General features: G+C 65.2%; 19 protein-coding genes and 1 pseudogene. 6 read left to right on the forward strand and 14 right to left on the reverse strand.

The genetic code is table 11. The annotated features are described in order from the left end of the window. Positions 1-36 precede the first annotated feature (36 nt). From kdsB to lpxK, 3 genes are all read right to left on the reverse strand, one after another. Positions 37-837 carry a 3-deoxy-manno-octulosonate cytidylyltransferase gene (gene kdsB, locus AC3WLT_RS03240; RefSeq protein WP_492590492.1) on the reverse strand — a complete coding sequence of 267 codons (801 nt, stop codon included), beginning with the start codon at positions 835-837 and terminating at the stop codon, positions 37-39. Positions 838-981: 144 nt separating this feature from the next. Next, positions 982-1,185 carry a Trm112 family protein gene (locus AC3WLT_RS03245; protein WP_492590493.1) on the reverse strand — a complete coding sequence of 68 codons (204 nt, stop codon included), beginning with the start codon at positions 1,183-1,185 and terminating at the stop codon, positions 982-984. Next, positions 1,166-2,182: a tetraacyldisaccharide 4'-kinase gene (gene lpxK, locus AC3WLT_RS03250; RefSeq protein WP_492590494.1), complete on the reverse strand. Its 1,017-nt coding sequence runs from the start codon at positions 2,180-2,182 to the stop codon at positions 1,166-1,168. Before lpxK ends, AC3WLT_RS03245 begins: the two co-directional genes overlap by 20 nt. A 608-nt stretch (positions 2,183-2,790) precedes the next feature. Here lpxK and xseA point away from each other — a divergent pair. Together xseA and sodB are read left to right on the forward strand one after the other, a co-directional pair. Next, positions 2,791-4,170 (forward strand): exodeoxyribonuclease VII large subunit, encoded by a 1,380-nt coding sequence (gene xseA / locus AC3WLT_RS03255; protein ID WP_492590495.1) that lies wholly within the window; start codon positions 2,791-2,793, stop codon positions 4,168-4,170. 196 nt (positions 4,171-4,366) lie between these two features. Further along, the gene (gene sodB / locus AC3WLT_RS03260) at positions 4,367-4,945 is read left to right on the forward strand and encodes a superoxide dismutase [Fe] (RefSeq protein WP_492579061.1); all 579 of its coding nucleotides are present in this window, start codon (positions 4,367-4,369) and stop codon (positions 4,943-4,945) included. A gap of 164 nt (positions 4,946-5,109) precedes the next feature. Here sodB and AC3WLT_RS03265 read toward each other — a convergent pair whose 3' ends face one another. Then, positions 5,110-6,552, reverse strand: coding sequence for an NYN domain-containing protein (locus tag AC3WLT_RS03265; RefSeq protein ID WP_492590496.1), 1,443 nt, complete (start codon positions 6,550-6,552; stop codon positions 5,110-5,112). 196 nt (positions 6,553-6,748) lie between these two features. Then, positions 6,749-7,396 (reverse strand): ATP-dependent Clp endopeptidase proteolytic subunit ClpP, encoded by a 648-nt coding sequence (gene clpP, locus AC3WLT_RS03270; RefSeq protein WP_492590497.1) that lies wholly within the window; start codon positions 7,394-7,396, stop codon positions 6,749-6,751. A gap of 272 nt (positions 7,397-7,668) precedes the next feature. Between clpP and AC3WLT_RS03275 the strand changes: the two genes are divergently transcribed. Beyond that, a complete protein-coding gene (locus AC3WLT_RS03275; RefSeq protein ID WP_492590498.1) occupies positions 7,669-8,634 on the forward strand; it encodes a sigma-70 family RNA polymerase sigma factor in 966 nt (321 codons plus the stop codon). Here the strand turns inward: AC3WLT_RS03275 and AC3WLT_RS03280 are convergent. The 3 genes from AC3WLT_RS03280 to AC3WLT_RS03290 form a co-directional block, all read right to left on the reverse strand. Next, on the reverse strand, positions 8,590-9,864 hold the full coding sequence (locus AC3WLT_RS03280; protein ID WP_492590636.1) for an EAL domain-containing protein: 1,275 nt from the start codon (positions 9,862-9,864) through the stop codon (positions 8,590-8,592). The genes AC3WLT_RS03275 and AC3WLT_RS03280 overlap by 45 nt on opposite strands. Before the next feature lie 262 nt (positions 9,865-10,126). Then, positions 10,127-11,587, reverse strand: coding sequence for a multidrug transporter subunit MdtD (mdtD, locus tag AC3WLT_RS03285; RefSeq protein WP_492590499.1), 1,461 nt, complete (start codon positions 11,585-11,587; stop codon positions 10,127-10,129). A gap of 176 nt (positions 11,588-11,763) precedes the next feature. Further along, on the reverse strand, positions 11,764-13,179 hold the full coding sequence (locus tag AC3WLT_RS03290) for an aminotransferase-like domain-containing protein (protein ID WP_492590500.1): 1,416 nt from the start codon (positions 13,177-13,179) through the stop codon (positions 11,764-11,766). A gap of 206 nt (positions 13,180-13,385) precedes the next feature. Here AC3WLT_RS03290 and AC3WLT_RS03295 point away from each other — a divergent pair, with 206 nt between their 5' ends. Further along, positions 13,386-13,691 carry a DUF2917 domain-containing protein gene (locus tag AC3WLT_RS03295; protein ID WP_492590501.1) on the forward strand — a complete coding sequence of 102 codons (306 nt, stop codon included), beginning with the start codon at positions 13,386-13,388 and terminating at the stop codon, positions 13,689-13,691. Positions 13,692-13,767: 76 nt separating this feature from the next. Here the strand turns inward: AC3WLT_RS03295 and AC3WLT_RS03300 are convergent, their stop codons facing one another. Further along, positions 13,768-15,003 carry a citrate/2-methylcitrate synthase gene (locus AC3WLT_RS03300; protein ID WP_492590502.1) on the reverse strand — a complete coding sequence of 412 codons (1,236 nt, stop codon included), beginning with the start codon at positions 15,001-15,003 and terminating at the stop codon, positions 13,768-13,770. 116 nt (positions 15,004-15,119) lie between these two features. On the opposite strand from AC3WLT_RS03300, the gene AC3WLT_RS03305 reads away from it, so the two are divergent. Then, the gene (locus tag AC3WLT_RS03305) at positions 15,120-16,511 is read left to right on the forward strand and encodes a CoA transferase (protein WP_492590503.1); all 1,392 of its coding nucleotides are present in this window, start codon (positions 15,120-15,122) and stop codon (positions 16,509-16,511) included. Positions 16,512-16,562: 51 nt separating this feature from the next. Here the strand turns inward: AC3WLT_RS03305 and AC3WLT_RS03310 are convergent, their stop codons facing one another. Next, positions 16,563-17,309 (reverse strand): GntR family transcriptional regulator, encoded by a 747-nt coding sequence (locus AC3WLT_RS03310; RefSeq protein ID WP_492590504.1) that lies wholly within the window; start codon positions 17,307-17,309, stop codon positions 16,563-16,565. A gap of 181 nt (positions 17,310-17,490) precedes the next feature. Here AC3WLT_RS03310 and AC3WLT_RS03315 point away from each other — a divergent pair. Next, a pseudogene (locus AC3WLT_RS03315) lies at positions 17,491-18,314 on the forward strand (aldo/keto reductase). A 65-nt stretch (positions 18,315-18,379) separates the two neighbouring features. Here the strand turns inward: AC3WLT_RS03315 and AC3WLT_RS03320 are convergent. The 4 genes from AC3WLT_RS03320 to AC3WLT_RS03335 form a co-directional block, all read right to left on the reverse strand. Further along, positions 18,380-18,841 (reverse strand): hypothetical protein, encoded by a 462-nt coding sequence (locus AC3WLT_RS03320; protein ID WP_492590505.1) that lies wholly within the window; start codon positions 18,839-18,841, stop codon positions 18,380-18,382. A 216-nt stretch (positions 18,842-19,057) separates the two neighbouring features. Then, positions 19,058-21,214 (reverse strand): ABC transporter ATP-binding protein, encoded by a 2,157-nt coding sequence (locus tag AC3WLT_RS03325; protein ID WP_492590506.1) that lies wholly within the window; start codon positions 21,212-21,214, stop codon positions 19,058-19,060. Beyond that, a complete protein-coding gene (locus tag AC3WLT_RS03330; protein ID WP_492590507.1) occupies positions 21,211-22,089 on the reverse strand; it encodes an ABC transporter permease in 879 nt (292 codons plus the stop codon). Before AC3WLT_RS03330 ends, AC3WLT_RS03325 begins: the two co-directional genes overlap by 4 nt. Further along, positions 22,086-23,105, reverse strand: a complete 1,020-nt coding sequence (locus tag AC3WLT_RS03335; protein ID WP_492590508.1) for an ABC transporter permease — start codon at positions 23,103-23,105, stop codon at positions 22,086-22,088. Before AC3WLT_RS03335 ends, AC3WLT_RS03330 begins: the two co-directional genes overlap by 4 nt. Positions 23,106-23,116: the final 11 nt, after the last annotated feature.

Here is a 23,116-nt window from a genome sequence, read left to right on the forward strand (position 1 = left end):
CGCAGAACCGCCCGATTATGCCATGGGTTTTTCCGCTCAAGCCCCGAATAAAGCTTGCACGCGCGCCAGGTCGGCGGGCGTGTCGACGCCGGGCAGCGGTACGTCCCGGGTGACGAGCACCGCGATGCGCTCGCCGTGCCACATCGCGCGCAGTTGTTCGAGCGCTTCGGCCTGCTCGATCGGCGAGATCGCAAGACTCGGGTAAGTGCGCAGGAATTGGGCGCGATATGCGTACAGGCCGATATGCCGATGAACCACCGCGGACGCAGGCGGCGCGGGCATTGCGGCCACATTGGGCCAGTGCGGCTGATACGCGTCGCGTGCCCAGGGAATTGGCGCGCGCGAGAAATACAGGGCGATGCCGCGCTCATCGAGCACGACCTTGACGACGTTCGGATTGAAGATTTCGGCGGGGTCGGCAATCGGGTGCGCCGCGGTGGCGATCGCGCAGCCGCTGCTGGCCGCGAGGTGCGACGCCACGCCGCACACCAGCGCCGGGTCGATCAGCGGTTCGTCGCCTTGCACGTTCACCACGATCGTGTCGTCGCTCCAGCCGAACTGCGCCGCCACTTCCGCGAGACGGTCGGTGCCCGACGGATGATCGGCGCGCGTCAGAACGGCTTCGAAGCCGTGCTCGCGGGCCACATCGAGCACGGCTTGCGCGTCGGAGGCGACCAGCACCTGTTGCGCGCCCGATTCGCGCGCGCGCTCGGCGACCCGCACCACCATTGGCTTACCGCCGATGTCGGCGAGCGGCTTGTTGGGCAGACGCGTCGAGGCGAGCCGGGCCGGCACGACGGCGATGAACGGGGGAGTGGTGGCGTTAGCGTGGGTCATCGGAAAGACGAGCGGCGATGAAACCGGAAGAAAGCGCCCGCGATTGCAGGCGAGCGCCGACGAAATTGAACGCAAATGCGGATCGCAAAAGCAGATCGGGAACGCGGGGTTTTCGGCAAATGCCGCAACCCCGCCAGCACAAACTCAGGCGACGGAGCCCGGATTCAGGTCGACGGGCGTGCCTTCCACGGTTTGCCGGGCTTCGTCCACGAGCATGACGGGAATGCCGTCGCGGATCGGGTAGGCGAGCTTGTCGGCATTGCAGATCAGTTCCTGCGCCGGACGGTCGTAGCTGAGCGGGCCCTTGCAGATCGGGCAGACGAGAATTTCAAGCAGGCGAGCGTCCACGGACTTTCTCCACAACTAATGCGATGAGGCGATGATCGAGCGCGGCTTCGACCGGGACAACCCAGATGCGCGCATCGTGCCAGGACCCTAATTTTACCGCATCCTTTTCCGTTATCAGGATGGCATCGGCGTCCACGTCTGTAAAAGGATTGCGCTCGAACGCATAGTGATCGGGCAACGCGCGGGTAGCGGGCGTGAGGCCGGCGGCGCGCAGCGTCGCGAAAAAACGCTCCGGCGCGCCGATGCCGGCAGCCGCCAGCACGCGCTCGCCGCTGAAATGCGCGAGCGGCCGGCGCAGCGCGGGATTGTCGAGATGCCAGGCGTCGGCGGGCGCGAGTTGCAGTGCGAAGGTGTTCGGCCACGCCGGCAGCGCGCGCGCATACGGATCGTTGATCAGCGTTGCGTCGCGGCGGCGCGACAGCGGCTCGCGCAGCGGGCCGGCCGGCAGCAGGAAACCGTTGCCGCCGAGGCGGTGATCGAAGACCACCAGTTCGACATCGCGTGCGAGGCGGTAATGCTGCAAGCCGTCGTCGCTGACAATCACGTCGACCTCGCGATGCGCGGCGCACAACGCCTGGGCGGCCGCGACGCGGTCCGGGCAGACCCACACCGGCGCACCGGTGCGGCGTGCGATCAGCAGCGGTTCATCGCCGCCGACGCTCGCCGCCGCCGCGGGCGTGACCGGCGTCGGCGCCTTGACGCGCGCGCCGTAGCCGCGCGACACCACGCCGGGCGTAAAACCGGCCGCGCGCAACGCTTCGACCAGCGCGATCACCGTCGGCGTCTTGCCCGTGCCGCCGACGGTCACGTTGCCGACCACCACCACCGGCACACCGACGCGCACCGATTTCAGCCAGCCGAGCGAGAAGGCGGCGCGGCGCGCGGCGGCAACCGCGCCGAATATGCAGGCGAAGGGCGTCAGCGCCCACGCGAGCGGGCCGCGCTGCTGCCATTCGCGTGCGAGGCGAGCTTCGAGACGGTTGTTCAGATCGCTCATCGGCAAGCCGCCGGGATGTGCGGCGCATGACGCGCCGGAAGGGGCCAGGACGTCGGCGTAGAAGCGCTAGGCGCGATACACGGGGCAAGCATCAACGCGGTTCTCCGGGCAATCGAAATCATCGCGAAGTCATCGCGAAGTCATCGAAAAGGCAGTTGAAATCGAGGCGGCGGCATTCACTGCCCAGCGTCTGACGCCGTCTGCAGTGTGCCGTAACGGCGTGCGCCGCGGGGCATTCAGCACGCCGTCGAACCCGCCACTCTAGCGCGCGTGCGTCGTGCGCGGCAAGTCGCGCGCCGGACGGCGCACCGCGAATTGACACTTTGGCGAGGCGCTCAATCTGTGGATAACTTTGTGGAGAACCTGCCTCCCGATGGGCTGAGAGGGCCATTCCGAGCGCTCCGGATCGGCAATCATTCTCGTTAGTGAGATATAAACCCCATATAAATCAAAGACATGCTTCGGGTTTTCAAGGCCTGGCGGCCAATTTGGCGGAATTCGCCTGACGGCTCCGGCGATGTGGACACTTTTAACAATCAATACGATGTGCTGGACGTCGCTGGCCGCTCGGTCTATCGTCTGTCCGGCCAGTCAAACACATTCCTCGCATGAATCCCGAAAGCCCTTTTTCGTCGTCGGCCGTGCCCGGCGGCGAGGTCGTCGTTCCCGTATCCGCGCTCAATCGCGCGATCAGCACGATGCTCGAACGCTCGTTTCCGCTCGTCTGGGTCGCCGGCGAAGTGTCGAACTTCACGCGCGCCGCAAGCGGCCATTGGTATTTCTCGATCAAGGACGCGCAGGCGCAGATGCGCTGCGTGATGTTCCGCGGTCGTGCGCAATACGCCGAATTCACGCCGCGCGAAGGCGACCGCATCGAAGTGCGCGCGCTGGTGACGATGTACGAGCCGCGTGGCGAGCTGCAACTGAATGTCGAAGCGGTGCGCCGCACGGGGCAGGGGCGTCTCTACGAAGCATTCCTCAGGCTGAAAGCGCAGCTCGAAGCGGAGGGCCTGTTTGCCGCTGAACGCAAACGCGCGTTGCCGGCTCATCCGCGCGCGATCGGTATCGTGACGTCGTTGCAGGCGGCCGCGTTGCGCGATGTGTTGACCACCTTGAGCCGTCGCGCGCCGCATATTCCGGTGATCGTTTATCCGGCGCCGGTGCAGGGCGCGGGCGTCAGCGCGAAACTGGCCGCGATGGTCGAAACGGCGAACGCGCGGCGCGAAGTCGACGTGCTGATCGTGTGCCGAGGCGGCGGTTCGATCGAAGACCTGTGGGCCTTCAACGAAGAAGTGCTTGCGCGCGCGATTGCGGAAAGCGCGTTGCCGGTGGTGAGCGGTGTCGGTCACGAAACCGATTTCACGATCGCCGATTTCGCCGCCGACGTGCGCGCGCCGACGCCGACCGGCGCCGCCGAACTCGTCAGTCCGCAGCGGGTGTTGTTGCTGCGCGAACTCGACCATCGGCATGCGACGCTCGCACGCGGCTTCGGCCGAATGATGGAGCGGCGCGCCCAACAACTCGACTGGCTCGCGCGCCGGCTCGTATCGCCGGCCGAGCGGCTCGCGCGGCAGCGCACGCACTTGCAGCAACTGAGCTTGCGGCTGGCGTCGGCGGGTGCGCGTCCGGTGCGCGACGCACGAGCGCGGTTTTCGCTGCTGCAGATGCGCTGGCAGCGCTGGCGTCCCGATCTCGCCGCGCATCAGGCGACACTGAAGGGCCTCACGCAGCGTCTCGACGCTGCATTGTTACGCCAGCATGAACGTCAGACCGCTCGTATCGCGACGCTCGCCGCGCGGCTCGAAGTGCTCAGTCCGCAGCGCACGCTGGAACGCGGCTATGCCGCTTTGCTCGATGCGCAAAGCGGCCGTGCGGTGCGTGCGCCGTCGTCGTTGAAACCCGGGCGGCGCCTGACGGTGCATCTCGCCGAGGGCTCGGCGGACATCGCTCTGGCCGATGTGCAACCGCGCCTTACCGACGGTTTCTGACACTTCGCCGACACCGTATTTTTGACCTCGCAAACCGCAGGCGCGAGCACTCATTACGCTATCCGTGCAGCATGTTCGCCGATGCCGGACATAAAGTCCGTTGGTTTGCGGGGTTATTCCAAGTCGCCTACAATCCAGTGCTCTACAGCGTTATCCGCAGACTCCCCACAACAGATACAGACAGAAGGAAAGCACCATGGAACATACGCTCCCGCCGCTGCCGTTCGCGAAAAACGCTCTTGCTCCGCACATGTCGGAGGAGACGCTCGAGTTTCACTACGGCAAGCATCACCAGACCTATGTGACTAACCTGAACAATCTGATCAAGGGCACCGAGTTCGAGAACCTGTCGCTCGAAGAGATCGTCAAGAAGGCATCGGGCGGCCTTTTCAACAATGCAGCGCAAGTGTGGAATCACACGTTCTTCTGGAACAGCCTGTCGCCGCAAGGTGGCGGTGCTCCGAGCGGCGCACTTGCTGACGCGATCAACGCCAAGTGGGGTTCCTTCGACAAGTTCAAGGAAGAATTCGCCAAGACCGCAGTCGGCACGTTCGGCTCGGGCTGGGCATGGCTGGTGAAGAAGGCTGACGGTTCGCTCGACCTGGTGTCGACGAGCAACGCTGCTACGCCGCTGACCACGGACGCCAAGGCACTGCTGACGATCGACGTGTGGGAACACGCGTACTACATCGACTATCGCAATGCGCGCCCGAAGTTCGTCGAAGCGTACTGGAACATCGTGAACTGGGCATTCGCCGAGAAGAATTTCGCGTGAAATTGCCGGTGAACGTCGCGCCGCACCAGGCGGCGACGCTCACGACGACGTGATGTGAAAAAAGCCCCTGTCCGTTGCGGACAGGGGCTTTTTGTTTGCAGCGCGTGATGTGCCGCGTTTGTTGCGAGCCTCTTATGCGAGGACCTGAGGCCCGCGCGAGACGCTCATTCCGCGTCGCTCGTCGCTGCTGTTCTACGCGGACGGCGGCTGCGTGCCGCGGATTTGCGTGCGGCCTTTTTTGCCGCAGCGGGTGCTGCTTCTTGCGCCGGCTGCGCGGGTGCTTCAGGAGGCGCCGCGATCTCCGGTACTTCATCGATCGTTCGCTTGGCGGCCTTTTTCGTTTTCTTCGCTGCTGTCTTGCGCGGTGCACGTTCCTTACGGCGCTCGGCCGGACTGCCGTGCGCTTCTTCTCGTCCTACTTCTTCGGCCACGGCGACCGGTTCCGCGGCGAAGGTTTCCGGCTCTATCCAGGCGTGCGTCTGCTGTTCAGAAGGGGATTCGCTGAGCGCGGGCGCTTGCAGGTCCGCTTCGGTTTCCGCATCGGCCTGCACTCCCGCTTCGGTTTCGCGGCCATGTTCGACAGATGCTCGCTCGTCGCGAGCGGCTTCCTGCTGACCACGCGCTCCCTTGCGATTCCCACGTCCTCTGCGGCGTGACTCATGTTTGCCGCCCGACTCGGCGGCGACCGTTTCCGCTGTCTGCGTTTCATACGTCTGCTCCGCCGATTCAGCCTGTTCAGCCTGTTCAGTCTGTTCGCCTGTCACATTCGCGGCCGTGCTCCGATAAACATAGGCACCCGACTTTTCGTCGCGGCCAAATTCGAGCAGCCCGCGCGCGTGAGCTTCTTCGAGCAGATTGCCGAACGCGCGAAAACCGTAGTACGTCTCGTTGAAATCCGGCTTGCGGCGCTTGATGGCATTCTTCAGCACCGACGCCCAGATCTTGCCGCTGTCGCCACGCTCGGAGGCCAGCGCGTCGAACGTTTGCACAGCGATCTCGATCGCTTTGGTACGGCGTTTTTCGAGGTCTTCCTTGCTGCGGCTCTTTTCTTCATCCGGCGCGCGTTTGGCCGTTGGCTGGGCGCTCTGCTGCGGTCGCGACGACTCGCGTTTGGCTACCGCGCGCTGACTTTCGCGCACGAGGTCGTCGTAAAAGAAAAACTCGTCGCAGTTCGCGATCAGCAGGTCGGAGGTGGATTGCTGGACGCCGACGCCGATCACCTGCTTGGCGTTTTCACGCAGCTTCGACACCAGCGGCGAAAAATCCGAGTCGCCGCTGATGATAACGAAGGTATTGACGTGCGATTTGGTGTAACAGAGGTCGAGCGCGTCGACCACCAGCCGGATATCGGCCGAATTCTTGCCCGACTGGCGCACGTGCGGGATTTCGATCAACTCGAAATTGGCCTCGTGCATCGCGCCTTTGAAACTCTTGTAGCGGTCCCAGTCGCAATACGCTTTCTTCACGACAATGCTGCCTTTGAGAAGCAGACGCTCGAGCACCAGCTTGATGTCGAACTTGTCGTACTTCGCGTCGCGCACGCCGAGCGCAACGTTTTCGAAGTCGCAGAATAGCGCCATGCTGACGGTTTCACTGGATGACGCCATGTATATCTCCATTGAAGCGATCGTCAAACTCGACGAATCGCGACCATGATAGCGATTCCTGCGAAGGTGATCAGCTTTTGTGTTTCGGCGCGCACCGATGCGGGAAACAAAAAGCCCGCGGAATTCGAGGGCTTTTTTGCACAATGCGCGAGCCGTGCGGGCGCTTGATGAGCGCGGAGGACGGCGTTTTGCCTCGCTACCTGTCGTGGTAATGGGACGCACCGCTTAGCGCTGCGCGCGTCTCGAGCACTTCGTCGATCAGGCCATAGTCCTTCGCGCCGTGTGCCGACATGAAGTTGTCGCGATCGGTGTCGCGCCCGATCTCCTCGAGCGTGCGCCCTGTGCGCTCGGCCATCATCGCGTTCAGCCGTCCGCGCAGATAGAGCACCTCCTTCGCTTGAATCTCGACGTCCGCGGCTGTGCCCTGGCTGCCGCCCGACGGCTGGTGAATCATGATGCGCGCGTTCGGCAGCGCATACCGCTTGCCGCGTTGGCCGGCGGTCAGCAGGAAGGTGCCCATGCTCGCGGCAAAGCCCGTGCACAGCGTCGACACTTCCGGCTTGATGAACTGCATCGTGTCGTAGATCGCGAGGCCGTCGTACACCGAGCCGCCCGGCGAATTGATGTAAAAAGAAATATCCTTGTCGGGATTCTCGGATTCAAGAAACAGCAGCTGCGCGACGATCAGACTGGCCGATTGTTCGTTCACCGGACCGACCAGGAACACGATGCGCTCGCGCAACAGGCGGGAATAGATGTCGTACGCGCGCTCGCCGCGGCCGGATTGTTCGATCACGGTGGGCACGAGGCCGAGGCCGGTGACGGATGGATAGCTGGAATGCATGCGGGCCTCGTTCATGTGGCGCGGTAGTTCGCGGGAGTGGGTGGTCGATCGGGACACCGTGCCTCTGCTGCGCCGGTTGTTGTCCCTATGACGAAGGCGCGCACGGCGGCGTGACAGATTTATTTTTGCGCCTGGCTGTCACATCGGCGGGTGCCTGGCCGTCAAGCTGAAAAGGATGCCGGCAGCGGCGCGCCCGGACAACGGCGGGACAACGGCGCAGGCGGCGCAGGCGGCGCGCGCTTTTCAATACGCACGATCTGGGAGGTCTACGGATGACGGAACAAGGAATCGACAAGGCATCCGGCTTCGAGGCCGTGCGCGCTCGCCTGCTCGCGCTGGCGTACCGGATGCTGGGCAGCCGCGCCGAAGCGGAAGACGTGGTGCGGGACGTCTGGCTCAAATGGTATGTCGCCGACACGCAAGAGGTGCTCACGCCGGCCGCCTGGCTCACCACGGTCGCCACGCGCGTGGCCATCGACCGGCTGCGGCATCTGCAGCGCGAACGCGCGTCGCAGGCCGCCAGCTGGCTGCCGGAGCCGTGGCTCGACGAGGTCGCGCCGTCGGCTGAAGAACTGGCTTTGCGCGCGTCGGAGATGTCGTACGGCGTGATGCTGCTGCTCGAACGTCTGAAGCCCGACGAGCGGGCGGCGTTCGTGCTCCACGAAGCGTTCGAGTGCGACTACGCGGAGATCGCGAAAATCCTCGAGCGCACGCCGGTCCATTGCAGGCAGATCGTCCATCGGGCCAAGGCGCGTTTGCAGCGCGCGGGCGCGCCGCTGGAACGGCCGGATCCCGCCGCGCACGCGCGGATCGTGGAACGCTTGCGTACGGCGCTGGAGGCGCAGGATCGGGCCGGCTTGCTGCGCCTCTTTAGCGACGCGCCGGAAGTCGTCAGCGATGCGCCGGAGTGTGCGTCTCTGGGTGCGCCGGAACCGGCGGCGTTGGGCTGGATGGACAAGGTGGCGTCGCTCGCGCAGCAGGCGAGCCATGCCGAGGTGGTGTCGATCGACGGGGCAATGGGTATCGCGCTGCTCGTCGAAGGCGAGGTGGTCGGGGTGATCGACGTTTCCACGGACGGCGCAGCCAGGATCGTCGCGTTGCGCGCCGTGACCTGTGCGGCGCGGTTGCAGTCGGTCAATCGCGTGCTAGGCCGCGCGGCGGTCACGCACCTGCTCGCACGCATCCGGCAGACCTCAATTACGGTGCGCCGCGACTTCCCAGTTGATGTCGACGCATAGCACCTGGGTGCCGTGCGGAGTATGCGCGGCGATCGAAGCGGTCACGCACAAATGCGCTTCGTTGATCGACAGATAGGGTGGGGTGAGATGCACCTGGCCGGGCACGCGCATCGCCTGAATGAAGTACGGCCGGCGCTCCCAGCTCGCGCCTTCCGAATGCAGCAGCGGCCGGAAGCGCTTTGCGCGTTGCGAGGCGCGGCCAGACGGCAGCACGTTGTCGCCGATCTGGCGGCCTGAACCGTCGAGCACGAAGCAGCGCGCCGTCTCGCCGAGCGTGAGCAGCGGCGTGGTTGCCTGGGCGACCGATTCGCCGGCCATCAGTTGCGCGCTCGCGGTTTCCAACGCCGTCACGTACGGAGCGAGCCGCGCGGACTGCGCGCGCTGGCGGCCGGCGACCCGCTCACGCAGCGCTGCGGAAAGCGCGTCCATCAGGCCGGCCGCGACTTGCGGCTTGACCGGCTCGACGCTCGGGCCGGCGAAGTACGCGCCCTGCACGAAGTCGACGTTGCATTCGAGCGCGATCAGCGCGTCGCGCTCGGTAGTCAGGCCGCCCATCAGCACCAGCTGCCCGGATTCGTGCAATAGCGAAACGAGTCCCGGCAACACGCGCTCGATATGCGAATGCTCGCTGGCTTGCGCGAGAATGCAGCGGTCCAGCGTGACGATGTCGGGACGCAGATTCCACACGCGATCGATGTTCGAATGCTTCGCGCCAAAACCGTCGAGCGCGATCAGGAAGCCGGATTTGCGCAGGGCGTCGATGATTTCGGCGAAACGGGTGGTTTCGCCGCCGGCCTGTTCGGACACTTCCAGCACCACACGCTGCGGCGGCAAGCCCAGCGCCTTGAGGCCGGCGAGCAATGCATCGCCGTAACTGGTGTCCATCAGCGCCGCCGGGTGCAGGCTCAGGAAAAGCCATTCATCGTGGCTGTCGAACGCGTTGAAGTTGCCCAGATGCAGCGATTCGGCGAGCCGCCCGAGTTCGAGCAGGTCGCCGCGCCGCGCGGCTTGCGTGAAAACTTCGTGCGACGGCACCTGCAGCGCATGTTCGTCGTGTGCGCGCAGCGAAGCGTGATAACCGATCGCGCGCCGGTGCGACACCGAGAAAACCGGCTGGAACACGCTGAAAACGGTGTAGCTGCCGTATAGCACGGTGCGCCGGGAGCCTTCGTCGCCGGCCATCGGGCGCGGCGGCTGGAAGCCGGGAGGATCGAGTTCGATCATGCTCATCATGTCAGTCGTCTGGAGGTGGCGGCGCGCTGCATGTCTGGCACGGCGCGAAACGTGAGTTTACCGGATAGGCGAGCAAGAATTGTGCGCGTTCAGAAAGCGCGTAATGCGCGCTCTGTTCTGACGATTGTGCTCTAACCCGTGCGTGGAGGCGATGATGCGCACTTCGCTGGTGCGGTTCGCGCCCTGTTGCGGGTCGGCGGCGCGGCCGCGTCGAGCGCGGCTCTCGCTACCGATTGGCCGCTGAAAAGCGGCGCGCGGGTCAGGTCCGCTCCGATGGATCGGTCTTTTTCGCGAGCGTGCGGATGTCCGGCGCCAACTGCGCGAAGATCCACGACGAGCCTGCCGTGATGATGCCGACACACAGGAAGGTCGCATGAAACGCGGGCAGCGAGTTGGCGGCCGTCACGCGCGGCATCAGGCCGGTGAAGGTCGCGAGCAAGGCGCCGGCCACCGTCACGCCGAGGCTCATCGAGAGCATCTGAACCAGCGAGAACAGGCTGTTGCCGCTGCTCGCGCCGCCGGTGCCGAGGTCTTTCAGTGTCAGCGTGTTCATCGCCGTGAACTGCATCGAGTTGACGCCGCCGAAGAAGGCGAGTTGCACGACCCGCAGCCATAGCGGCTGACCGGCGCTCGTGAGCGCGAAGCTCGCCATGGTCAAGCCCACCAGCACCGTGTTGACGATCAGTACGCGTCGATAGCTGTACCTGATGATCAGCTTCGTGACGAGGCGCTTGGACGCCATGCCTGCCGCCGCCACCGGCAGCATCATCATGCCGGCTTCGAACGCGCTATAGCCGAGACTCACCTGCAATAGCAGAGGGATCAGATAGGGCATCGCGCCGCTGCCGATCCGCGCGAACAGATTGCCCAGCAGGCCGACGCTGAAGGTATGAATCTTGAATAGATCGAGCGAGAAAATCGGCGCGGGCTCGCGCACCGCGTGCAGACCATAGGCGACAAAACACGCGAGGCTCAGGATCAGCAGTACCAGCACGGCCGCATGCTGAATGCCGAACTCGGTATGGCCGTCGAGCGCGACCGAAATTGCCACCATGCCGACGATCAGCAGCAGATAGCCTTTCAGATCGAACCTGCCCGTTTGTTCGTTGCGGCTATCCGGCATGAAGATGAACGTCGCAATGCAGCCGACGATGCCCACCGGCACGTTGATCAGAAAGATCCAGTGCCATGACGCGATCTTCACGAGCCAGCCGCCGAGCGTCGGTCCGATCAGCGGCCCGATCAGCCCCGGAATCGCGACAAATGACAAAGCCGGCAGATAGCGTTCCGCCGGAAAGGTGCGCAGCACGGCGAGCCGCCCGACCGGCAGCAGCATCGCGCCGCCCACGCCCTGCACCACGCGAAAGATCACCAGCTGATTCAAGGTATGCGCGTTCGCGCACAGCAGCGAGCCGACCGAGAACACGAGGATCGCGCTGAAGAACACGCGCCGTGTGCCGAACTTGTCGGCGAGCCAGCCGGACACCGGGATCATCACCGCCATCGTCAGCGAATAGGCGATCACCACCGATTGCATGCGCAGCGGCAATTCGCCGAGGCTCGCTGCCATCGCGGGCAGCGCGGTGTTGACGATGGTCGAATCGAGCGTCTGCATGAAGAAGCCGGTGGCGACGAGCCACAGCATCACCGTGAGCGAGCGGGCCGAGGGAGCCGAAGGGACGGGCGAGGCGAAAGCGGGCAGGGTCGGCGGCGTGGACATGGAGGGCGGCTAGGCGCGCAGGGACGGGCTGGGGAGCCGCTATTCTAGGGAAAAGCGCGCCCCGGCGCAGCGAGCGGACGGCGGCGATCGCTGCGCTGTGGCCTGAACCGCGTGCCATCCGCATTTTTCCAGCGTGTTTCCGGCGTGCTTTCCGTGTAATCCCCGGGGTCAGCCGGTCAGCGCGGGGGCAGCGCGGCGGCAGCGCGGAAAAACGCCTGGGCGCGCGGCTCGTTGCCGAACGCCACGTGAATCCTAATCCACGGACTCACTTCCGTGTTGGGCCGGAAATAGCTGCCGGGCACCACGGTCACGCCGAGCGGCGCGCCGCATTCCACCAGCCGCCCAGCATCGTCGATATGCGGCACGCGTGCCCATACGAACTTGCCGCCTACCGGCTTTTCGAACAGCTCCCAGCCGGCGTCTTCGAGGGTCTGAATGGTCGAGCCGAGCGCGTCGCGCATGCGCCGGCGCAGCCGCTCCAGATATTTGCGGTACGCGCCGCGCTCCAGCATCGATACGGCAACCGCTTCGGCAAAACGTGAGCCGCCGATGCTCGTCAGCATCTTGATATCGACCAGATCCTTGATGATCGCGTGACTCGCCACCACACAGCCGATTCGCAGCGACGATGACAGCGTCTTCGACAGGCCGCCCACGTAGATCACGTGTTCGAGCTGGTCGAGTGTGGCGAGCCGGTCGGTGACTTCGGTCTGGAGATCGGCGTAGATGTCGTCTTCGATGATCGAGAAGCCGTGTTCGCGCGCCAGTTGCAGCAGCCGGAACGCAACCGGCGGCGCGATCGTGGTGCCGGTCGGATTGTGAAACACGGTGTTGATGAAGAACAGTTTCGGCCGATGCAACTGCAACTGCGCTTGCAGCACGTCGAGATCGGGGCCGTTGCGCGTGCGCGGAATGCCGATCAGCTTCACGCCGTGCAGTTTCAGCAGGCCGTACAGGTTGTAGTAGCCGGGGTCCTCGACGAACATCGTGTCGCCGGCTTTCAGCATGTAGCGCATCAGCAGGTCGAACGCCTGGCTCGCGCCGTTGGTGATCAGAATCTGCGACGCGTCAGCCTGAATCCCCAATTGACCGATGCGGCTTTGCAGATGCTCGCGCAGCGTCAGATTGCCGAGCGGCGTGGCGTAGTCGACCATGCTCGCGGGGTCGGTGCGCGACACGTGGCGGATCGCCTGCGCAATGCCGTCCATGTCGCGCCACGCTTCGGGGATGGTGCCGCTGCCGAGCTTGAGCGTCTCGCCCGGGTGATTGAACTGCTGCAGGATATGCCCGGATTCGTCCTCGGCGCGGCGCGGGTCCGAGGTGCCCTGGCAACTCATGCCCGCCGGCAGGCGGTCGGCCACATAGAAGCCCGAGCCGTGGCGCGGGTCGACGTAGCCAAGCGACACCAGCCGGTCGTATGCCTCGATCACCGGGAAGCGGCTCACGCCGTAATCGGCGGCGAACTGGCGGATCGACGGCAGCTTCGAACCGGGGCGCGCGATGCGCGAGCGGATCCACGTGGTGACGCCCGTCACGATCTGCTCGGTGAGCGGTACGCCGTTGTCGCGATCGAGTTCGATTTCGAGTTTCATGCGGTGCTTTCCTGGTCGCTGGACCGCCGGGCCGCCGAACTGCCCTGTTGCCCGAGCTGCATCGCCAGGCCTAAACGCGATCTTTGCCAACTGTCCGGTTTTTCGACTGAACAGTTCCGATGAAACTGTTCGGAACTGTGCATGTGATTTCGATCATCGCACGCCAATAATGGGACAACACAAAAGTTCTTTGAAGGAGAAAGGCGATGCGTGAAGTCCGTATTTTCGAACTGGAACATGGCGAGCCCGCGGCGGCCTGGCGTGTCGCGCGTACGTCGATCTTCAAGGTGATCTCGGGCGAAATCTGGCTGACCGTCGAAGGTGACGCCGAAGATTACTGGCTGGGAATCGGCGAATCGTTCGCGTTGCCGCGCGGCGCGGTGGCATGGGTCAGCTCGGGTGAGGCGGGCGCGCGCTTCGCGCTGGCTAGCGGCTCGGAGCGGTCCGCGGCGATGCCCGCGCGCACTTTGCCGGGTTTGAACTGGCTGCCGCGTTGGCTGGGTGCGGCTTGACCGGACTGGCGTGGGCGGCGTGGGTAACGTGGGCGGCGTAGTGGGCGGCGTAGTGGGTGACGTGCTGGGCGGCGTCTCAATCCGCCGCCTCGTATTCGCCGATGTAGCGCGCGCGTGGCCGGATCAGCCGGCCATCGCGGGTTTGTTCCATCGCGTGCGCGATCCAGCCGACCACCCGGCCGACCGCGAACAGCGTGAACGCGGCGCCCGCCGGCAGGCCGAGCACCCGTTCGATGGCGGCGAGCGCGAAGTCGACGGTCGGTTCCGTGCCGGTCGTGTCGCGCACCGTGCGCGCGAGCGCTTGCACGTCGCCGAGCGGTGAGCGAGCCGGCGCGCAGTCGGCAAGCATTTCCAGCAGCAGACGCGCACGCGGGTCGCCGTTCGGATACAACGGATGGCCGAAGCCCGACAGCACCGGTCCCTGTGCGCCGTGCTCGTGGCGCGCAAGCCGGTTCGCGAGATAGCGGTCGAGATCGGGCGCGCGCGACGCTTCGTCTAGCAGCGCCGCGATGCGCACGGTCTCGCCGCCGTGGCGGGGCCCGGCCAATGCGGCCAGACCGCCCGCCACCGCGCCGAACAGATGCGTGCCCGTCGACGTAATGCAGCGAACCGTGAAGGTCGAGGCATTCAATTCATGATCCGCGCAGGCTACCAGCGCCGCGCGCAGCAGCCCGGCCTGCTGCCGGTTGCGCACCTGCCACGCAGACGCCAGTTGCCGATGGAGCGGTTCGTTCGACGGCGCCGCCGAGATCATCGCGGCGGCCACCAGCCGCATCACGGCGCAGGCGGTATCGAGTTGCGCATCGCGGCCGAGCGCCCACACGCGCGGCATTTGCGCCGCGGCGGCCGGCAGCAGCACGAGCGCGCGATCGAGCGGCGTGCTGTCGCTCCAGAGCTTGAGCCACGCCGCCCACTGGGCGCTGGCGAGCGGCACCGCCGGCGCTTCGGCGATCCGCCTTGCGCTGCATTCCCACAACAACGCGGCGACATCCTCCAGCGATGCCGCGCGCGCCAGTTCCGTCGCATCGTGCCCGCGATACAGCAGGCGGCCGTCGGCCACCAGCGTGATCGACGATTCGAGCACCGGCACGCCCCAGTCCAGCACCTTCTGCGCGACCTTGCCGGCGCGCTTGCCGTCTTCCTTGCGTTTGGCGAGGCGGCGTACTTCGGTTGCATCGTAGAGCCGGTGCTTGCCTTGCGCGTCCGGCGACGAACGAAGCATGCCGCGGCTCACGTAGGCATAGAGTGTCGGCACGGTGATGCCGAGCGCGGCGGCGGCTTCGGTAGCAGTGAGGGAATTCGAGGTCGGCATGGAAAAGCGCGGAAACCGAAGAAATCAATATATGTTGATTATCATAATCAAGATTGATTGAAGCAGTGCGGAATTCTAGACTCGGTGCACTGCCTTTCTGCTTCAACGCGAACGCCATGACGCCCGAACTCGCTCTCTCATATCTGTGGAATACCGCCGGCTGCGACCCGGTCGCGCTCGATTCCGTGTCGCTTGCCGGCAGCGATCCGGCGCTGCCGTCGGTCTATCGTGTCGGCACGTTGGCTTCGGCGACCATCGCCGCGACCGGCCTCGCTGCGGCCGAATGCCTGCGTTTGCGCGACGGTCGCCGGCAACGCGTGACGGTGGAGATGCGGCGCGCGCTGGCGTCGTTTCGCAGCGAACGCTATCTGCGCATCGACGATGGGCCGCCGCCTGCTTTGCGCGACCCGGTGACGGGTTTTTACTCGACCCGCGACGGCCGCTGGATTCAGTTGCATACGAATTTTCCGCATCACCTCGAAGGCGTGCTGAAGGTGCTCGGCTGCGCGAACGATCGAGCCGTGGTGGCCGCCGCGGTTCGCGGCTGGGACGGCGCGACGCTCGACCAGACGCTCGCCGACGCCGGCTTGTGCGCCGCGTTGATTCGCACGCCCGACGAGTGGGCGGCGCTCGACCAGGCGAAAGCGATCGCCCGGCTGCCGCTGTTCGAGATCGAGCGGATCGGCGACGCGCCGGTTGAGCCGCTTGGGCGGGGCCGTGCGGATCGGCCGCTGGCCGGTGTGCGGGTGCTGGATTTGTCGCGGATCATCGCGGGGCCGGTGGCGGGGCGGGCGCTTGCGCAGCATGGCGCCGAGGTCTTGCTGATCAACGGGCCGCATTTGCCGAACATCGCGCCGCTGGTGATCGATAACGGGCGGGGTAAGCGCTCGGCGGTGCTGGACTTGCGGGATGTGGCCGCGCGCGAGACGTTGCTTGGGTTGGCCGGTGGCGCGGATGTGTTTTTGCAGGCGTACCGGCCGGGGGCTTTGGCTGCGCGTGGGTTTGGTCCATCAGACCTGGCGCGGGTGCGGCCGGGGACGATTTATGTGTCGGTTTCCGCCTATGGGCAGGAGGGGCCTTGGGCTGGGCGGCGCGGATTTGACAGTCTCGTGCAGTCGGCCAGTGGGATTGCTTTTACTGAGCGCGAGGCGGCCGGGTGGGATGAGCCTAAGCATTTGCCTTGTCAGGCGCTGGATCACGCGACTGGATATCTGGCCGCCTTCGGCGCGATGGTCGCGCTTGGGCGGCGGGCCGCTGAAGGCGGGAGTTGGCATGTCAAGGTTTCGCTCGCGCAGACTGGGCGGTGGTTGCAGTCGTTTGGTGTCTTACCCGACGGGTGGAAGGCTGACGATGTGTCTATCGATGACGTGCGCGACTGTTTGGCGCGCGTCGATTCGGAGTTCGGACGCGTTTCGGGTGTTTTGCCTGCCGAGCTTTTGTCGGAGACGCCTGCCTTTTTTGGGCTGCCGCCAGCCAGGGTGGGGGCGCATGAGGCTAAATGGGTTTAGCTTGGGTTTAGCTTGGGTTTAGCTTTTTTCCGCCGCCAAAGGCAAAAACCCCTACCTCCTCAACTCAGCAACAAAGTCATAGTAGTCGTTGCGGCAATACGTATCGGTCAACTCGATCGCCCGCTGATCGGCGGTATACCCAATCCGTGTAATCAACAACAGCGCCTCGTTAGGGGCAATGCTCATCTGCTGCGCGATCTCGTCATTCGCGTTCACCGCGCGAAAGTGCTGCAACGCGCGAACGATCGACAGTCCGCGATTCTCCAGGTACGTGTACAACGAATCCCCAATCGCCTGAGGATCGGGAATCACCGCGGCAGGGAAGGTGGAATTCTCCACAGCCATCACGATGCCGTCAGCCAACCGCAAGCGGCGCAATCGGGTCACCGCCGCCGCAGGCGACAAACCAAGCTGAATGACTTCATCCCGGTTAGCCGGCACGATCTCGCGCGATAGCCACTTGGAACTCGGCGTGAAGCCGCGCCGCCGCAGCATCTCGCTGAAACTCGACAGACGCGACAGCGGATCTTCATAGCGCGGCGTGATGAAACTGCCCGCACCCTGAGTGCGGCGGATCAAGCCCTGCTCGACCAGCAAAGCAATCGCCTTGCGCGACGTAATGCGCGAGACGCCGAGTGCCTCGGATAGCACGCGCTCCGATGGTAGCGCCTCGCCAGCGTTCCAACGGTTCTCGTGAATCGCATTGCCGAGCTTGCGAGCAAGTTGCAGATACAGCGGCGTGTCGTTTTCCGGGTCCGGGCGCAGGTCGCGCCAGCGGTCTTCCGAGGCAGAGGTCATGGGGCTTACGCAAGAAGGGCAAGCGGCAATTCTATGACATCGGCGCGCTCCGTTATAGCGGGCTTTTGCCTGGTGGCCGATCCAATGCTCATTCAACAGCTAAACTCGTCACTGGAATTTCCACTGAAATGAGCGGTGCGCTCGCGCACCACCGCGCGCCCAGCCACCTCAAGGAGAAAGCATGACGACCGATATCGCCAGCGTGAGCTTGCCCGACGGCGAACGCATTCCGAAACTGGGGCAGGGCACATGGGAGATGGGCGAGCAGCCGCCGCGCTGCGCTGCGGCATCGAATTGGGGATGACGCTGATCGATACGGCGGAGATGTACGGCGACGGCGCGACTGAATCGCTCGTCGGCGAAGCGCTTGCCGGTCTGCGCGACCAGGTGTTTCTCGTCAGCAAGGTGTATCCGCACAACGCTAGCCGGCGCGGTGTGATCGCGGCTTGCGAACAGAGCCTCAAGCGTCTGAAGACGGATCGGCTCGATCTGTATCTGCTTCATTGGCGCGGCTCGGTGCCGCTCGCAGAGACCGTCGAGGGGTTCGAGGCGTTGCGCCGCGCGGGCAAGATCCGGCACTGGGGCGTGAGCAACTTCGATACCGGCGACATGGAAGAACTCGTGGCGACGCCGGGCGGCGAGGCGTGCGCGACCAATCAGATTCTCTACAACGTCGCGCGCCGCGGGCCGGAATTCGATTTGTTGCCGTGGCTCGCCGCGCGCCATATGCCGGCGATGGCGTACAGCCCGGTCGATCATGCACGCTTGCCAAAGCGCTCGCCGCTCGACGACATTGCCGACGCGCGCGGTATCTCGGTGTTTCAGGTGGCGCTCGCGTGGGTGTTGCAGCAACCCGGCGTGTTCGCGATTCCGAAAGCAGGCCGCGTCGAGCACGTGCGCGACAACCATCGTGCGTTGCAGCTGCAACTCGGCGCCGCGGAACACGCCGCCATCGACACGTATTTCAAACCGCCGCGCCGCAAGCGCCCGCTTGAAATGCTGTAGGCAAAGCGGCGCCGTTATCGAAACGCGAGAGGCCGCTCGCGGCGTTTCGATTCGCGGCGCAAGCGTCAATTGCAGCCGTGATGCAGGTGCACCGAACCCAGCACGGCGACTTCCGCGGGCGTGTGCTTGAGCGAATCTTCATTGACCTGGGCGGCATCGGCGACGAACTCATCGACGATCGACGACACCTGCGTGTTGCGCAGACACAGCGACACCCGTTGCGTTTCGTTAGCCGGCAGCGACGCGCGCTGTCCGAGGAACAGCACGCCGTATTGATAGCCGTGGATGATGCCGCGAATCGCGCCGACGCATTGGCCCTGCGCGACGTTGTCGGTTTTCTGCTTGCAAGTCTGCGCGAGCGAGTAGGCGGAGAAAGTCGGATCGACCGGCGGCGCAGCCTGCGACAGCGTTTGCGGCCGCGGTTGCGCGGGGGTTTGTGCATGAGCGAGCGATGCGAGGCCGAGGGCGGCGGCCATAAGCAGGCCGGCGGCCGCGCGCGCTGCGCAGTGGGGGACATTTCGTTGCATGTTGTAGGGCCCTCATATCGAACATTGAATCTGATATGAGGCAATCGCTGCGGTTTGGTTCCAGGCGCGCCGCGCTGCCATCGATTGTTCTGGTTTCAGGTGTGCGCGAGAGGGAAGGGGTTGCTGCTTGTGGCACCGGATAGGACGGTGCGATGCACGCGAGGGAAAACCGCACGAAAACGTTTCGGGGATGCAACGAGCTGCAGGAAAGCCGCGCTATTCGTCGCGCGTGGCGTTTTCCGGCGCGTCGCCGGTGGTCTTGCCGTCGTCGTCGCGGATGGCGGATTGCAGCACGCGCAATTCATCGGCGGGGATATGGCAGCGGATCCGATGAACGGGCGGCCCGCCGGCATGGTCGGCGTCGGCTGCGTGAAACGGTGGATCTTGCTGCTCGCAGATCGCCCCGAGCTTGCGCGGACAGCGCGTGTGAAACACGCAACCGGATGGCAACGCTGCCGGGCTCGGCAGATCGCCGGACAGGCGTATGCGTGCTTTGCTGTCGTGGGCGTCGAGTGTCGGCACCGACGATAAAAGCGCTTCCGTATAAGGATGATGCGGTCCGTCGAACACCGCGGCCGCAGGTCCGATCTCCAGCAGCCTGCCGAGGTACAGCACCGCGATTCGATCAGACAGATAGCGCACCACGTGCAGATCGTGAGAGATGAACACGTAGCTCACGCCGCGCTCGCGCTGCAGATCGGCGAGCAGGTTCAGGATCGCGGCTTGCACGGAGACGTCGAGCGCGGAGGTCGGTTCGTCGCACACCACCACGCGCGGTTCGCCGGCAAACGCACGCGCAATCGCCACCCGCTGCTTGAGTCCGCCTGACAGTTGCCGCGTGCGCGAGCCGAGGTAGCGCTCGGGCAAACGCACGGCGGCCGTCAACGTGGCAAGCCGTTCGTCGATAGCCGGGCCTCGCAACGCGGCGAGGCGCGACAGCGCGCGGCCGATCAGACGCTTCACCGAATGCGCGCGATTGAGCGCGGAGTCCGGATTCTGGAACACGATCTGCAGCGACTTGACCTGCTCGTCGTTGCGGCGCGTAACGCGTGCGGCGAGTTGCGTTCCGTCGAGTTCGAGCACACCGCCTGGGTCCGGCGTAAGCAGGCCGAGCATCAGCTTGGCGAGCGTCGTCTTGCCGCTGCCCGATTCGCCGACAAGGCCGAGCGTTTCACCGCTCGCGAGATCGATCGAGACGTTGTCGACAGCGCGCAGCGGTGCGCCGGATACGTGAAAAGTCTTCGAGAGTTTTTCCGCGCGGAGCACGAGGGCAGGGCGCCCGTTTTCCCGGAGGGTTTCCTGCGGCGGCAGTGCTTGCGATGTCGCACGCGGCAGTTCGACCGCACGTTCGTGGTAATGGCAGCGCGACATCTGATCGCCGTGGGCGGCGCTCACCCGATAGGGCGGCGGGGCTTCGCGGCGGCAACGGTCGTCGGCGAGGCGGCAACGGTCCGCGTAGATGCAGCCATGGGTGGCCGAGCCGGGCAAGGGCAGGTTGCCCGCGATCGTATCGAGCCGTTCGGTGTCCTTGCTGCGCCCGGCAGTGGGCAGACAGCGAAGCAGTCCAACCGTATAAGGATGGCGTGGCCGCGCGAACACATCCTGAGTCGCGCCTTCTTCAACGAGCTTGCCCGCATACAGCACGCCGACGCGCTCGCACATCCGCCCGATCACCGCGAGGTTGTGGCTGATGAACAGCACGGCCGTGCCGAGTTCTTCGCGCAGTTGCGCGACGAGGTCGAGCACTTCGGCTTCGACGGTGGCGTCGAGACCGGTGGTCGGTTCGTCGAGAATCAGCAGCGCCGGGTTCGATGCGAGCGCCATCGCGATCACCACGCGCTGCTGCATGCCGCCCGATAGCTGATGCGGATAGCTGTCCATGACGCGCTCGGGTGCGGCGATACGCACACGCTGCAGCATGTCGAGCGTGCGCTGCACGGCGTCCTCACGCGCGACACCGGCGGCTTCGAATGCTTCGGTGACTTGCCGCGCGATCGTCAGCGAAGGATTCAGCGCGCGGCCCGGGTCCTGATAGACCATCGAAATCGCGTGCGCGCGCATCGTGCGCAACGCATCGGCATCGAGCTTCTGCACGTCCTGGCCGGCGATGATGATCTTGCCGGCCTTGACCTTGCCGTTGCGCGGCAAATAGCGCAGCGCGGCCATCGCCACTGTCGATTTGCCGCAGCCCGATTCGCCGACGAGTCCGTACGCTTCGCCGCGCCGCACGCGAAACGACACGTCTTGCAGCACTTCGCGGTCGCGCCCGCGCATCCGGTACGTCACCGTCAGACCGACGACGGTCAGCGCATCCGCGCGATCGCTCTTCGACACGTCGAAGGCGGGAAACGAGGCGGGCGGCGGGCCGTTCATCGGTCGAGGACCCCCTGCACGCTATCGGCAATCAGATTCACACCGACCACCAGCGTGGCGATCGCGCCGGCCGCGAACACGACCGTCCACCACGCGCCGCCCGCCATCAGCGTGTACGACTCGGACAGCGCGAGTCCCCAGTCGGCGGAAGGCGGTTGAATGCCGAAGCCGAGAAACGACAGCGTCGCCACCGCGAAGATCGCGTACCCGAGACGCACGGTCGCCTCGACGATGATCGGCGGCAGCACGTTCGGCAGGATCTCCGCGAACATGATGTACGGCGCCCGTTCGCCACGCAGTTGCGCGGCGGCGACGTAGTCCAGATGCCGTTCGGCGAACACGGCGGCGCGAACCGTGCGCGCGGTGATCGGCGTGAAGGTGATGCCGATCACGAGGATCACCGTGAAGTTCGACGCGGCGACAGCGGCCAGCGCGAGCAACGCGACGATCACGAGCGGCAGCGCGAGTACGGCGTCGATCGCGCGGCCGACCACGTTATCGACCCAGCCCTCGAAGTAGCCGACGATCAACCCCAACGCGGTGCCCGCCAGCGTGCCGAGCAAGGTCGCCAGCGGCGCGATCGTCAGAATGTCGCGCGCGCCGACGATCACCCGCGAGAACACGTCACGGCCGAGCTGGTCGGTGCCGAACCAGTGCATGCCGTCGGGCGGCGTCAGCGAGTTGAGCGGATCGGACGCATACGGATCGAGGCGCACGATCCATGGCCCGGCGATTGCGCAGACGATCCACCACGCGACGATCAGCACGCCGACCACGAATGTGGGCGAACGCAGCAGCACGCGCAGCTGGTCGAAGCGCGGCTCGGTGGGCGGATGTGGAGTAGGCGGCGCGGGTGGCGGGGCGATGGTGCTCATTCGGCGCCCCGCACCCGCAGCCGCGGATTGAGCAGCACATGCAGCGCATCGGCGGCGAGGTTGGCGACGGTGTAGATCACGCCGACTGTCAGCACGCCCGCTTCGAGCATGGGAAAGTCTTTGGCCTTCGCGGCGTTGTAGATCAGCGAGCCGATGCCTTGATAGTGGAACAGCGTCTCGACCACCACGAGGCCGCCGATCATGTAGCCGAACTGGGTGGCGGCGACGGTGATGGTCGGCAGCAGCGCATTGCGCAACACGTGCCGCCAGATCACGATACGGCGCGGCAAGCCTTTGAGGATCGCAGTGCGCGTGTAGTCGGCATCGAGCGCTTCAACGGTGCCCGCGCGCGCCATGCGGGCAATGTAGCCGAAGAACACCAGCACCAGCGGCAGCACCGGCAGAATCAGATATCGCAACTGTTCGAGCGCGCTCGCTTCGGGCGGATACGACGCTTCGATCGGCAGCCAGCGCAGCCACACGCCGAACACCAGAATCAGCACGATCGACGAGACGAACTCCGGCACCACGGTCGCCGACAAACCGGCAATGCTGATCGTGCGATCGAGCCAGCGTCCCGCATGCATCGCCGACCACACGCCACCCGCAATGCCGAGCGGCACGACGACGACAAAGGCGAGCACACCGAGCTTCGCGGAATGCGCGAGCGCGTCGGCGATAAACGGCCCGACCGGCTCGCGGTACGCATACGAGAGCCCCATGTCGCCGCGCACGAAATGCGTGATCCACTCGATGTATTGCGTCAGCAACGGACGGTCCGCGCCGAGCTGATGATTGAGCGCGGCGACCGCACGCGCATCGGCGAGCGGCCCCAGGATCGCGCGGCCGATATCGCCGGGCAGCAACGCGCCGCCCGCGAACACGATCACCGACAGCAGCCACAGCGTGATCAACGACAAACCCACGCGCGTCGCAAGAAAACGCACGACGCGGCCCGCGTTGCCGTTCGCGCCGCCCGAGGCGCGAGGTGCGGAAGGGGTCACCGTGGTCGACATCGTGATCTCCT

It is taken from the genome of Paraburkholderia sp. FW306-2-2C-D06C (genome assembly GCF_058781505.1).